Source organism: Aeromonas aquatica (assembly GCF_000764655.1).
GTDB lineage: Bacteria > Pseudomonadota > Gammaproteobacteria > Enterobacterales > Aeromonadaceae > Aeromonas > Aeromonas aquatica.
Window position 1 is genome coordinate 1 of sequence record NZ_JRGL01000037.1, and the last position, 13848, is coordinate 13848.

Genomic DNA, 13848 nt, shown 5'->3' on the forward strand with positions numbered 1-13848 from the left:
CGATGCGGTCGGTGTAACCAACGACTACGGCGTTGCCGTCTTTCGGTTGGAACTCAACGATCTGCTGGTACAGAGCGTTCAGGGCAGCGGTACCTTCCGGCTTCAGAGTCTCTTTGCCAAAGGCAAACAGCACGTCGGAGTTCAGGGCGAAGTTCTTCTCAACTACTTGCGGAGCAGGAGCCGGAGCTTCTTCTACAACCGGCGCCGGAGCAGGCGCTACGTAGGAAGTACGGAACGGGTGATATACGGCTTCCAGGGTAGCCACGCTCTGGTTGGACTTGTACTGAACACCGGTATCGGTGGTCAGGTCAGCCACGTCCCACATGTAGCGGTAGCGAGCTTGCAGATCCAGGGCGTCGTTAACCTTGTAGGTCACACCGGCACCGGCCAGCGGGGATACCTTGGTATCGCTGATGCCCAGACCGTCGGTGTGGCCCCAGTAGGCGCCAGCTTCACCGAACAGGGAGAAATCGTTGCCCAGCGGCAGACGAGCGATACCGGACAGGGTGGCACCCTGGCTCTCGTAACGGTTGCCGTCGGTGTTACCACGGCCGGTGTACTGGTAGCCCAGCTCGGAACCGAAGTATTCGTTGAAGTTGTAACCGGCAAAGACGTTGACGGCAGTCGCGTCTTCTTCACCAGCGGTCACGCCTTCGATCTTGTTCAGACCGTTGAAGTGAGTAGCACCGACACCGGCACCGAAGTAGATGTCGTCAGCGGCATAAGCAGTAGTGGTACCCAAGGCAGCCATAGCGATGGCGATCAGGGAAGGAGCCATTTTCATCATAAAAAAATCCTCGTTGAGATGGCACGTTGTTCACGTGCTTCGCAGTTTTTAATTTATGTAAGCTGCAGGCTCTGCCGAACAACGATCGTTGCGTCGGGCAGGGATCCTGGATCCCTCCAGGAGGCACCCGATATGGGTGCACAAGCGAACGGGTTGCATTGTCACGATGCGTTCCCCCCTCCACGAACAGCCGATGTCATTCCGATGACGTGGCGCACTCTATGCTCATTTCAAAACATGATCAAGCTCACAGATAATCGCTATGGCAGATTGTGTCGTGTGGATAACTGGCTGTTTATCAGGATCTATTAGTGATCCAAGTAAGCTCGATGCAGCTTTTTTTCAAGTTTCATATAGGCCTCAACCCAGGCATGCTGCGGCGTGGCGCCAGGTACCCTTGCCGAGAACACCGCGAGGTAATCTGCCTCGGTTGCTTCGCACAGCAAGGGTGTGAAGCTGAGTAAAAAATGACGGGCGAGATAGGGGTCGAGTGGCCATATATTGAGGATGGCCCGTGCCACCGGCTGAACCGCGGCTGAACAAATGAAATGTTGATGTCCCGCCTCCAGCCACTGCGCCATCTCGTGCAGGCCTTGTTCGGGTACCACCCCCCCATCCCCTTTCACCACCGCAAGCTTCATACGATTACCATTGCCAAGCAGCAGGGTGCCGTCTTCCTGCAAGACGCCGTCGTGACGGCGCAGAGCCAGTGTGACGGGCCGTTCGAGATAGAGACTGCACTTGTCTGACAGGGCCGCCAGCACTGGCGCGGCCTCGCCTTGCATGGCCGCGGGCAGCCAGAATGCCTCGGCCCGGGTCTGTTGACCCTGAGCGAGTTGACGGAGCAGTGTATTAGGGTCTGAATCCGGGTGGAGACGGGAGATGATGCCGGGAAATGCCATGCTGATTACTCTTTAAGGGATAACCGGCGAATTATACGAGTTATGTCCGTGGCAACAATAAAGGTTTCTTTTCGAGACTGTTTACCTGAGGCGACTCTACGATTACCATCCCCGATGTTTGTAAGGGTTGTTGTCGAAAGACGCTGATTAAAGATAGAGGCTCGACCATAACGAGTCCATTCAAAACTGATACACTTGACTACGAGTCGTCGCGAAAAAGAAAGGTGGAGTCAATCCGCCGAACGGAGTATGGAACACATGAATTCAAATATCGTAACTGTTGGCAAGAAGATCCGTCAGATCCGCGAAGCGGTTGGCCTGAGCCGTCCTAAATTTGCTGATCTGTTGGGCGTCCCCCCGACTACCCTGAAAAATTATGAGCTGGGTTATCGTGAAGTCGGAGGCGCCTTCCTGGTGGCCCTGGCTCACCACCCGGAACTGCACAAGTTCACCCTCTGGCTGCTGGCCGACAAGAAAGTCGCCGAAATCGGTCAGATCGGTCCGGACGATATTGCCAAGGCTTAATGTCGTTGAGCCCAGATAAAAGTGCCGCCCTCGAGGCGGCATTTTTTATTCACCAATCTTTACCCCTGCTGAATTGAATGCAATGAAATGTGCTCTGCACTGAGATTTCAACCTAAAGCCCTTGGCAAACTGGCGTAATCCCCACAAAATTCCGACCCTTTGATCGGGGGGGCCTCCCCGGATTGTGTACAGCGAGACAAGCATGAGTCACACCACTCCGAAAGTCAGAGACGGCTTTACCAGCACCTTCGGCGTCCTCGCCGCCACCCTGGGCTCGGCCGTTGGCCTTGGCAACATCTGGAAGTTTCCCTACCTGACCGGGGAGAACGGTGGCGCCGGCTTCCTGCTGGTTTATGTCATCGCCACCCTGCTGGTCGGGCTGCCGGTGATGATTTCGGAGATCATGCTGGGCCGTCAGGCGAAGTCCGATGCGGTGACGAGTCTCATCAAGCTGGCGCCCAAGCGGCAGCCCTGGTGGTTGATCGCGGTCATGGGGGTGGCGGCGGCCTTCCTCATCATGTCCTTCTACTCCGAGGTGGCGGCCTGGGTGTTTGCCTACATCTTCAAGGCAATCAGCGGCGAGATCCTGTCGACCGATCCCGCCGTGACTGGCGCGGCCTTCAATGCCCTGATCACCAATCCGCTGCAAAGCCTGCTCTGGCAATGGCTGGTGCTGGCGCTGATGGGGGGCATTCTGCTGTTGGGGGTTGCCAAGGGAATAGAGGCGGTCACCAAGCGGCTGATGCCGGTACTCTTCATCCTGCTGCTGGTGATAGGCCTGCGCAGCCTGACCCTGCCCGGGGCGAGCGAGGGGCTGAACTTCCTGTTCTCGCCGGACTTCTCCAAGATCACCGCCGGCGTGGTGCTGACGGCCATGGGGCTGGCGTTCTTCAAGCTCTCCATCGGCATGGGCTGCATGATGACCTATGGCAGTTACTTCCGGGATGATCAGAACATTCCGTTGACCACCTTCCGGGTGATGTGTGCCGACTTGTTCGTCTCCATGCTGGCGGGGATCGCCATCTTCCCGGCGGTGTTTGCCTTCGGCTTCGAGCCCTCGGCCGGCCCCTCCCTGCTGTTCATCACCATACCGGCGGTGTTTGCCAGCATCCCGTTCGGTCACCTGTTCATGGTGCTGTTCTTCGTGCTCTCCGCCATCGCGGCGACCGGTGCCATGCTCTCCATCCTGGAAGTGCCGGTCTCGGTGCTCTCCGAGCGCTTCCACATGAGCCGTGCCAAGGCGACCCTCATCAACCTGCTGGTGCTGGGCGCCGTCGGTTCGACCTGTGCGCTCTCCAACAGCACGCTGGCGGACGTGCAGATCGCCGGCAAGACCTTCTTCGATCTGTTCGACTTCGTCTCCTCCAACGTGCTGATGCCGCTCGGCGGCATCCTGCTGTGCCTGTTCGTCGGCTGGGTCTGGGGCTATGAGCGCATGGAATCAGCCCTGACCAATGGCGGCAAGCTGGAACTCAAGATCCTCAAGCCGCTGTTCTTCATCATCCGCTACGTGTCGCCGCTGCTGATCCTGGTGGTGATGCTCAAGGGGCTGGGGCTGTTCTGAGCCGGGATGGAATAAAAAAGAGCGCCTGATGGCGCTCTTTTTTTGCGTGATGGCGGTCAGATCAGTCTGAGGCGGGACAATTCTTCTTTCAACTGCTCCAGGTTGCGCTCGACGCAGGCCTGACCCTCGTCGATGGCATCGCTCGCCCGGTGGAAATCCATGATGGAGAAGCTGCCAAGACGGGGGCAGAACTGGATCTCGGGCGGATCCCCGGCCATCCGGGCGCGGGTGATACGCTCCTGCATGATGTTGATGGAGCCGGTCATCACGCTCCACATGCCGGGGGTGCTGGGTTCGCGCTCCCCCCGGTTCAGCCACTGGCTGAGCAGGCCGCCCTGGGCCGGCTCGTCCGAGTCATCGGCCCAGGGCTGGTGCATGTCGGCGTTGAGGTTGACGGCGATCACCACCTCGGCACCCATGGCGCGGGCCAGGGAGATAGGCACCGGGTTGACCACGGCACCGTCCACCAGCCACTGCTCATCAACCCGGGTGGGGGTCAGGATGCCGGGCATGCCGCAGGAGGCGCGCACACACTGGCGCAGTGGCCCTTCTTGCAACCAGATCTCGCGCCCGGTGTTGAGCTCGGTAGCGACGCAGGCGAAGGGCATCGGCAGGCTCTCTATGGGGGGATCGCCGAGGTGACTGGCGGCGATACCAAACACCTTGTCACCCCGAAACAGGCCACCGGAGAGCGCGGGATCGAGCAAGCCCATCACCTGCAAGCGACTGAAGCCTCGTACCCAGGATTCCAGTTTGTCCAGCTCACCGGCGGCATAGGCCGCGCCCACGAAGCTGCCGATGGAGCAACCGGCCACCAGATCCGGTTTGACACCGAGTTGTTCCAGTGCCCGTATGATGCCTATGTGCGCCCAGCCCCGGGCAGCACCGCTGCCCAGAGCCAGCCCCAGGCGGGGTTTTCGTGCCACTGTGCGTCTCCTGATGTGAGTTAGGGTTCCAGCTTACTCCTGGTTCCCGCCCGCGTCATCTTGCCAGCCTTCGCTGCGATTGCGGCCGTTGGCCTTGGCTCTATAGAGGGCGGCATCCGCCCGGCGGATGGCCTCCTGCAACCGGATGCCGGGATACTGGCGGCAATAACCCAGGCTGACGGTGACCCGAAGATCGGCCGCTATCCCGGACCAGGGGTGCTGCTCTATGCTCACCCGCATCTGCTCGGCCAGCTGATCGAGGGGGATGGTCTTGCCGACCACTAGCAGCAGGAACTCCTCTCCTCCCCAGCGGATCAGGCTGTTGCCTCGCACCTGCAAGGGTTGGCAGAGCTGCACCAGCTGGATCAGCACCTGATCACCGACCCCGTGGCCGAAGCGATCGTTGACCAACTTGAAGTGATCGCAGTCGAACATGATGGCGCCGATGTGGTGGGAGCCCGCCTTGGCATGCCGGTGTTCGAACGCATCGAAATGGTGGCGATTGAAGGCGCCGGTGAGCGCATCGTGCTGGGACAGATAGTTCAGCCGTCGATTGAGTCGGCGGGATCGCAGGCTGGACAGGGTAGCCACGGCCAGACAGAAGAGGGTGAGCAGGGCGGTGACCGACTGCCAGAACAGCGCCTGCAGCAGGGAGAGCAGCGGCACGCGGTGGATCAGGGTCAGCGGGGTATCGGGGATGGCATGCACGAACTGGAAGGCGCCTTGCCGCCAATGATACTCATCCTGCTGCTCGCCACGGATCAGGGGCGGCGCCGTGCCGGGCTGGCTGCGGGCCAGGATCTGCTGGTGCGCATTGACCAGAAACAGGGTGCCCGTCTGGGGGCCGGGTTTTTGCAGAGCCTGCTCAAGATGGCTGAGCAAGATGTCGATGCTGAGCACCCCCACTACTTTTCGGGCGTGCGTGATGGGTTGGGACAGGGTGATCATCTGACCCTGACCGGCAAAGTCCTGATAGGGACGCGACAAGGTGGCGTGCCGGTTGTCGGATGGCTGGGCCAGGGCATCCAGCCAGTAGGATTTCTGATAAATAGTGGTATCGAAACGAAACTGGCGAGAGGGCACCCAGGGATAGAGGTAGATGAAGTGGTCCACCCCGGTGAAATAGAGCCAGGCCACGTCTTTGGAGAGCAACTGGGCTGCGGTCGAGAGCAGAGGGGAGAGGCTCAGCGCCAGGTGAAATCGGGCCTCCCGCTCGCTGCCCGGTGCCGGTAGCGGCCCCGGGCCGGTCAGATTGCCGACCAGGCCGGGAGGCAGATTGGCGGGCACCCTGTCCAGTGCAATGCCCAGCACAGGATCGGCGTGCAGGGCGCGGTAGAGCTGGTGGGTCAGGGTCGTCTGTGGGTTGCTGCGCAGCCGCTCCTCGGCCTGGCCACGCATAGCCTCGAGCAAGGTATCTATCTGTTGATACTGGGATCTCAGCTCCGCCGCCGTGCCAATGGTGTCGCGCTTGTTCAGCTCGGTGATCTGGCCAAAGGAGTGCTGCAGGGCGAGGAACAACAGCAAGATACTCAGACCCAGCAGCAGCCACTGCAGACGGTACTTGGCAAAGGCATGAAGCAGTCTGGGCATAGGGTTCCGAAGTCCTTGCTGATTTGCGGCTCATCAGTGTAAGGCAGAACGCCATCATCGTCCCAACGGGATGTGATTTTGATGGCCTCTCTCCCCCGGCTGTTACGTTTTGTCACATTTATACATAGTCGCGGCATAGTCAGGAGGTAACATGGTGTCATCATTGATGAAGTCTCCCTCTCTTCTCTCTATTGCATGGATTGTTTGATGAAAATGCGCATATGGCTGTGGCTCTTTCCCGTTCTCCTGCTGCTGGCAGCGGGAGCCTGGACTCTCCGACAGGCCGAGCCGGCCGACAAACCCCAGCCAAAACAAGTGAATATCCGGGCGCAGACAGTCAGGCAGAGCCTGGCCGAGCCCTCGATCAGGCTGGTCAGCAAGCTGGCGGCGAACCGCTCCGTGGTGGTGAGCCCCGAGGTGACGGGCCGTATCGTCAATATCGCGGTGCGCTCCGGCCAGCGGGTCAAGCAGGGGGAGACCCTGATCGCCCTGGACGCGGGCAAGCAGCGGGCGGAGCTGGCCGAACAGAGCGCCAGCGTGCGTGACGAGAACCGCAAGCTGCGGGACATGCGCAAGCTGGTGGCGCGCGGCGCCATCACCAACTCCGAGCTGGAAGGGCAGGAGGCCACCGTGGCCCAGGCCCAGGCCAGGGTCGATGCGGCCCGCTACGAGCTCTCCCTGCGTACCCTGCAGGCGCCTTTCGACGGCACCGTGAGCCTCATCGATCTCAGCGAAGGCGCCCTGGTCAACAGCGGCGACGTGCTGCTGCACCTGGACGAGCTGGCCAAGCTGCGGCTCGATCTGGCGGTGCCCGAGCGCTACCTCTCCCTGCTCAAACCCGGCATGGCGGTGACGGCGACCAGCTCGGCCTGGCCGGATCAATCCTTCTCCGGGGTGCTGGAGACGCTGGACAGCCGGATCTCCAACGAAACCCAGAACATCAAGGCCCGGGTCATCATCCCCAATCCCAGCGGCCAGCTGCGGCCCGGCATGCTGATGAACGTGGAGCTCGAACTGCCGGCTCAGAAGATGACCCTGATCCCCGCCCAATCGGTGGAGTATGCCGGCGAGCAGCGCTTCGTCTATCGCCTGGAGCCGGACGGTCGGGTGAAACGCATCCCGGTGGAGCTCGGCGATACCCATGGTGAAGAGGTGTGGGTCATCAAGGGGTTGAGCGTCGGCGATCGCATCGCGGTCGAGGGGCTTGTCAACCTGCGTGACGGTGCCCTAGTGCACGATCTGGCTGAGGTGAAAGGCTGATGTGGCTCTCCGATATCTCAGTGCGCCGCCCGCTGGTGGCGGTGGTGATCAGCGCCCTGCTGACGGTCTTTGGTCTGGTGGCCTTCAGCAAATTGACGGTGCGGGAGATGCCGGACGTGCAGACCCCGTCCGTTTCCATCACCACTACCTATGAGGGGGCCGCCCCCGAGGTCATGGAGAGCCAGGTCACCAAGCCCATCGAGGATCAGCTCTCCGGCATCAGCGGCATCAAGAACATCAACTCGGTGACCCGCAAGGGGCGCTCCTCCATCACGGTGGAGTTCAAGCTCGGCTGGAACATGGTGGAGGGCACCTCGGACGTGCGTGACGCCATCTCCCGCGCCCGGCCCAAGCTGCCGGACGAGGTGGACGAGCCCATGGTCACCAAGGACAACGGCAGCGGCGATGTGGCGATCTGGTTGAACTTCAGCAGCACCCAGATGGACCGTACCGCCCTGACCGATTACGCCAACCGGATCCTGGTCGATCCCCTGAGCCTGGTGGACGGGGTGAGCGAGGTCTCCCTGTCCGGCGATCTGACCCGGGTGATGTATGTGCGGCTGCGCCCCGCCGACATGGCGGCCCGCGGCATTACTGTGTCGGACGTGCAGGAGGCCCTCAAGCGGGAGAACATCGAGCTGCCGGGGGGGGAGATCCGCAACAACAGCATGACCATGGCGGTGCAGATCGCCCGTCTCTATCGCAGCGCCGAGGATTTCCGCTCCCTGCCGGTGACGACGGCCGCCAACGGTCAGAGCATCTATCTGGCGGACATCGCCGACGTGGAGGTGGGGGCCAAGAACGAAGACAGCGCCTACCAGCGCAACGGCCGCGAGAGCTTAGGGATCGGCATAGTCGCCCAGTCCACCGCCAACCCCCTGGCGGTGGCGCAAGGGATCGAGCAGAAGATGGCCGAAATGCAGCGTTTTCTGCCAGAAGGGGCGAGTCTGGAAGTGGATTATGACTCCACTATCTTTATCAAGCAGGCGATCCACGAGGTCTACGAGACCCTCGCCATCTGCGCCCTGCTGGTGGTGGCCGTGCTCTACCTGTTCCTGGGGCAGGGGCGTACCACCCTGATCCCGGCCATTACCGTGCCGGTGTCCCTGGTGTCGGCCTTCATCGGCGCCTGGTATCTCGGTTTTTCCATCAACCTCATCACATTGCTCGCCCTTATTCTCGCCATCGGCCTGGTGGTGGATGACGCCATCGTCGTGGTGGAGAACATCCACCACCACCTGCAGCGCGGCGAACCTCCGTTGCTGGCGGCCTGGCACGGCACCCGCGAGGTGGGCTTCGCGGTGATAGCGACTACCGCCGTGCTGGTGATGGTGTTCGTCCCCATCGCCTTCATGGAGGGCATGGTGGGGCGGCTCTTCACCGAGTTTGCCATCCTGCTGTCGCTCGCCGTGCTCTTCTCCTCCCTGGTGGCGCTGACCCTGACCCCGGCCATGGGCTCCTGGTTGATGCGCGCGGTCGACAAGCCCAACGCCCTGACCGCGGCGCTGGATCGGGGCCTCGGCCGGGTGGAGACACAGTACCGTCGGCTGCTGGGCTGGGTGCTGCGCCGCAGCGCCTGGACGCCGCTGGTGCTGCTGCTCTGCTTCGGCGGCATCGGCGCCCTGTTTGGCAAGCTGCCCGCGAGCCTCACCCCGACCGAGGACAGGGGCGTGCTCTATGTGTTCGTCAAGGGGGCCGAGGGCACCAGCATCGAGCGGATGAAGCGCAACATGCAGCAGGTGGAGGCCGCGGTCATGCCGCTGCTCGGCAAGGGGGTGGTGCAGGCCATGAGCTTCAGCACCCCGGCCTTCGGGCGCGGCGGCGATCAGACCGGGATGGCTATCATCCAGCTGACCGACTGGGCCGCCCGGGACGAGACCGCCACCGAATTTGGTCGTAGTTTAAGCGGGCGTCTGGCCGGCATTCCGGACGTGATGATCCGCACCTTCCAGCCCGGCTTCAAGGGCGGCTCCAACGCCGCCGTGCAGTTCGTGCTGCAGGGCTCGGATTACGCAGAGATCTATCAGCAAGGGCTGGCCCTGCAACAGGCCGCGGCCAAGAGCGGCCTGATGCTGGCGCCGGATCTCGACTACGCCGAGAAGACCCCCGAGTTGCAGGTGACCATAGAGCGGGACAGGGCCAGCCAGCTCGGCATCCCCGTCTCCACCGTGGCCAGCTCGTTGCAGGCCCTGCTCGGCGGCGTCAGCCAGACCACCTATGTAGACAGGGGCGAGGAGTATGACGTCTATCTGCGCGCCAACCAGCGCGACTTCAACGGGATCTCCGATGTCAGCCGCATCTATCTGAAGGCGGCCAGCGGCGAGATGGTGAGCCTGTCGACCCTGGCCACCGTCAAGCAGGTGGCGAGCCCGCAGCGCCTCAACCACTACCAGCGCCAGAAGGCGATCGCCCTCACCGCAGACGTGGCCCCCGGCCACACCCTGGGGGAGGCGCTCGACTTCCTCGACGGCTGGGCCAGCACTCATCTGCCCGCCGGCATGACGGTGGACTATGCCGGCGACTCCAAGGACTACCGTGACAACCAGGGCGAGATGGCGCTGGTGTTCGGCCTCGCCCTGCTGGTGGTCTATCTGGTGCTGGTGGCGCAGTTCGAGAGCCTGCTGACCCCGACCGTGGTGATGGTGACGGTGCCGCTCGGCATCTTCGGCGGCCTGCTGGGCTTGTGGCTGACGGGGCAGGAGCTGAGCATCTACAGCCAGATCGGCATGATCATGCTGATCGGCATGGTGACCAAGAACGGCATCCTCATCGTCGAGTTCATCAACCAGCTGCGCCAGCGCGGCGAGGGATTCGAGGAGGCGATCATCGCGGCCTCGGTGCGCCGCCTGCGGCCCATACTGATGACCTCGCTCACCGCCATCATAGGCGCCGTGCCGCTGATGATCTCCATGGGGGCCGGCTACGAGAGCCGGATGGCGGTGGGGACTGTGGTGTTCTTCGGCCTCTCCCTGGCGACCCTGGTGACCCTGGTGATGGTGCCGGCCATCTATCACCTGCTGGCCCGGCGGGCCGGCATGACGGGCGCGCGGGATCTGCTGGTGGACGAGGCGCTGGCGCTGGACAGCGAGCCCGAGCAGCGGGGCAAGCCGGCGGCCTGAGCGGCCAGGCTGAACCCGCTGGATTGAGAAGGGCGCCTGCGGGCGCCCTCTTTGTTGGCCGGTTGTCGGCGCCGCCTGCCGCCTTGGCGGCGGCGCGCCTCGCTTCACGGGCGGCTGCGCCTTATCCCTCTGGGTTTATGGGGGCAAAAAGCCATCGCTCCCGCACGGCTCTGCCGGTATAATGCGCGACCCGAATTGTTCCAGGTGTTCAAAATGCAGCCGGTTACCCACCTTTTCTCCTATCCCCGCTACTGGGCCGAGTGCTACGGCACGGCGCCCTTCCTGCCCATGTCCCGCGCGGAGATGGACAAGCTCGGCTGGGACAGCTGCGACATAGTCCTGGTGACCGGTGACGCCTACGTGGATCACCCGAGTTTCGGCATGGCGGTCATCGGCCGCATGCTGGAATCCCAGGGCTTTCGGGTCGGCATCATCGCCCAGCCGGACTGGTCATCCAAGGATGACTTCATGCGCCTGGGCAAGCCGAACCTCTTCTACGGGGTGACCGCGGGCAACATGGACTCCATGATCAACCGCTACACCTCAGACAAGAAGCTACGCCACGACGACGCTTACACTCCCGGGGATGTGGGCGGCAAGCGGCCCGATCGCGCCACCCTGGTCTACACCCAGCGCTGCAAGGAGGCCTTCAAGGAGGTGCCTGTGGTCATCGGTGGCATCGAGGCGTCCCTGCGCCGCATAGCCCACTACGACTACTGGTCCGAGACCATCCGTCGCTCCATCCTGCTGGACGCCAAGGCCGACATCCTCATCTACGGCAACGCCGAGCGGCCGCTGATCGAGGTGGCGCACCGCATCGCCAACGGCGAGACCATGGAGACCATGCAGGACATCCGCGGCACTGCCGTGATCCGCAAGGAGCCGCTGCCCGAGTGGCGCGGGGTGGATTCGAGCAAGCTGGATCAGATCGGCCGCATCGACCCCATCATGAACCCCTACATGGAAGGGGCGCCCTGCTCCGACGACGCCACCGAGGTGGCGCCGGCGGCGCAGGAGGCCAAGCCGGTGCTGGTGCAGCCGCCCAAGCAGAAGCCATGGGAGAAAACCTATGTGAAGCTGCCGGCGTTCGAGCGGGTGAGGGAAGACAAGGTGCTCTACGCCCATGCGTCGCGCATCCTGCACCACGAGACCAACCCGGGCTGTGCCCGCGCGCTCTCCCAGGCCCACGGCGATCGCATCGTCTGGGTCAACCCGCCCGCCTTCCCGCTGGAAACCGACGAGATGGACGGGGTGTTCGGCCTGCCTTATCAGCGGGTGCCGCATCCGGCCTATGGCAAGGAGAAGATCCCGGCCTACGAGATGATCAAGACCTCGGTCAACATCATGCGCGGCTGCTTCGGCGGCTGCTCCTTCTGCTCCATCACAGAGCACGAGGGGCGCATCATCCAGAGCCGCTCGGAAGAGTCGATCATCAAAGAGATCGAAGAGATCCGCGACAAGGTGCCGGGCTTCACCGGCGTCATCTCGGATCTCGGTGGCCCCACCGCCAACATGTACAAGCTGCGCTGCAAGAGCCCCAAGGCCGAGCAGACCTGCCGCCGAGCCTCCTGTGTCTGGCCGACCATCTGCCCGCACATGGACACCGACCATACCCCGACCATAGATCTCTATCGCAAGGCGCGGGATGTGAAGGGCATCAAGAAGATACTGATCGCCTCCGGGGTGCGCTACGACATCGCGGTGGAAGATCCGCGCTACATCAAGGAGCTGGCCAAGTATCACGTCGGCGGCTACCTGAAGATTGCCCCCGAGCACACCGAGGAGGGTCCGCTCTCCAAGATGATGAAGCCGGGCATGGGCAGCTACTACCAGTTCAAGGAGCTGTTCGACAAGTATTCGAAAGAGGCGGGCAAGCAGCAGTACCTGATCCCCTACTTCATCTCGGCCCACCCGGGCACCACGGATGAGGACATGGTGAACATGGCGCTCTGGGTCAAGACCAACCGCTTCAAGCTGGATCAGGTGCAGAACTTCTACCCGTCGCCGCTCGCGAACGCCACCACCATGTATTACACCGAGAAAAACCCGCTCAACAAGGTGAGCCGCCAGGGCGGGGACGTGTTCGTGGTCAAGGGGGAGCGCCGTCGCCGCCTGCACAAGGCGCTGCTGCGCTACCACGATCCGGCCGGCTGGCCCATGATCCGCGAGGCGCTGCTCGAGATGGGCAAGGGCCACCTGATCGGCAACGGCCCCGACTGCCTGGTGCCGCCGGAAGGTCGTGGCGAGGTCAAGGCCGAGCGCAGCATCAACAAGGGGCTGAAACCGGCCCTGACGCGCCATAGCAATATCGTCCATCAGCGGGGCAATGGGGCTGGCAACAAGGCCGCTGGTGGTAAGGCTCCTGCTACCGGCAAAGGCGCTGGCACACAGGGTGCTTCATCTGCCGCACCGCAAGGAAATAAGGACGCTCGTAGCGAGACTCCAGCCAACAAGGGCGGCAAGGCGGGCAATGGCAAGCCAGTAGGCTCCCAGCTCAGCAAAGGGGCTGGCAACGGCAAGCCCGCCGCTCAAGGGGCAGCTCAAGGCAAACCGGCTGGCAAACCCACCCACAAGGGCAAGGCGCTAACCCGTGCTGGCTCTGCCAAGCCGGGTGCCAAACCCGCCACTCAGGTCAGCAAGCCTGCGGCCAAAGGGAATGGTGCCAAGCGACCGGCTCGGTGAGTTTGCTGATTGAAAAGCGATAGAAATAAAAAGGGCGACCAGATGGTCGCCTTTTTTATTTCTAGTGGCTACTAATTTACTGTACACACTTCCTAAAATCTGCTTAATGTATGGAGGTATACGTAGACAAATTCTATACAACCAAACATCTAAACCATATAAGTGCCATCATCATAAATAATTATGAAAAGCATTATTGTCTTTGTAAAAAACCAGCGAACTGAGCATGCCGTCTGAGAGTGATCTTAATTTGGTCTTTTATTGAAGATGGCATTGTGTTTTCGGATGAAAATACTTTCAATTCAATTATTCTTTTTTTATTTTCTGGCTCGCTCGCCTCAATAAATATATCTGCTCTTACTGTTGAGTATTCAGTTCTTTTTGTTACTTCGTGAGCTGCATTCAATCCCAGCTCTGAAAGGATTTTTGCAATTCGGCGCCCGAGCAGCGTTGGTTGAGTTGTTATCCCTTCATGGCGTTGTTTCCTAAATCA

The 13848-nt window shown here is 61.7% G+C and carries 9 protein-coding genes; 5 read left to right on the forward strand and 4 right to left on the reverse strand.

The genetic code is table 11. The features are described from left to right. Together LG30_RS0107375 and LG30_RS0107380 are read right to left on the reverse strand one after the other, a co-directional pair. On the reverse strand, positions 1-787 hold a 787-nt coding region (locus LG30_RS0107375), incomplete at its 3' end, for an outer membrane beta-barrel protein (protein WP_033130066.1). 308 nt (positions 788-1095) lie between these two features. After that, on the reverse strand, positions 1096-1689 hold the full coding sequence (locus LG30_RS0107380) for a hypothetical protein (protein WP_033130067.1): 594 nt from the start codon (positions 1687-1689) through the stop codon (positions 1096-1098). Positions 1690-1947: 258 nt separating this feature from the next. Between LG30_RS0107380 and LG30_RS0107385 the strand changes: the two genes are divergently transcribed. Both LG30_RS0107385 and LG30_RS0107390 read left to right on the forward strand, forming a co-directional pair. After that, entirely contained in the window at positions 1948-2214 is a 267-nt protein-coding gene (locus LG30_RS0107385; RefSeq protein ID WP_005298604.1) for a helix-turn-helix domain-containing protein, read from the forward strand. A gap of 202 nt (positions 2215-2416) precedes the next feature. Continuing rightward, complete coding sequence (locus LG30_RS0107390) at positions 2417-3778, forward strand: sodium-dependent transporter (protein WP_033130068.1); 1362 nt, start codon at positions 2417-2419, stop codon at positions 3776-3778. 56 nt (positions 3779-3834) lie between these two features. Here LG30_RS0107390 and rssA read toward each other — a convergent pair whose 3' ends face one another. Both rssA and LG30_RS0107400 read right to left on the reverse strand, forming a co-directional pair. Then, positions 3835-4704, reverse strand: a complete 870-nt coding sequence (rssA, locus tag LG30_RS0107395; RefSeq protein WP_033130069.1) for a patatin-like phospholipase RssA — start codon at positions 4702-4704, stop codon at positions 3835-3837. Positions 4705-4737: 33 nt separating this feature from the next. After that, positions 4738-6294 carry a sensor domain-containing diguanylate cyclase gene (locus LG30_RS0107400; protein ID WP_033130070.1) on the reverse strand — a complete coding sequence of 519 codons (1557 nt, stop codon included), beginning with the start codon at positions 6292-6294 and terminating at the stop codon, positions 4738-4740. Between the two features lie 207 nt (positions 6295-6501). Between LG30_RS0107400 and LG30_RS0107405 the strand changes: the two genes are divergently transcribed. The 3 genes from LG30_RS0107405 to LG30_RS0107415 all read left to right on the forward strand — a co-directional run bounded on the left by LG30_RS0107405 (position 6502) and on the right by LG30_RS0107415 (position 13355). Further along, the gene (locus LG30_RS0107405) at positions 6502-7554 is read left to right on the forward strand and encodes an efflux RND transporter periplasmic adaptor subunit (protein WP_033130071.1); all 1053 of its coding nucleotides are present in this window, start codon (positions 6502-6504) and stop codon (positions 7552-7554) included. Next, the gene (locus LG30_RS0107410; RefSeq protein ID WP_033130072.1) at positions 7554-10673 is read left to right on the forward strand and encodes an efflux RND transporter permease subunit; all 3120 of its coding nucleotides are present in this window, start codon (positions 7554-7556) and stop codon (positions 10671-10673) included. Before LG30_RS0107405 ends, LG30_RS0107410 begins: the two co-directional genes overlap by 1 nt. A 213-nt stretch (positions 10674-10886) precedes the next feature. Beyond that, positions 10887-13355: a YgiQ family radical SAM protein gene (locus LG30_RS0107415; protein WP_033130073.1), complete on the forward strand. Its 2469-nt coding sequence runs from the start codon at positions 10887-10889 to the stop codon at positions 13353-13355. Positions 13356-13848: the final 493 nt, after the last annotated feature.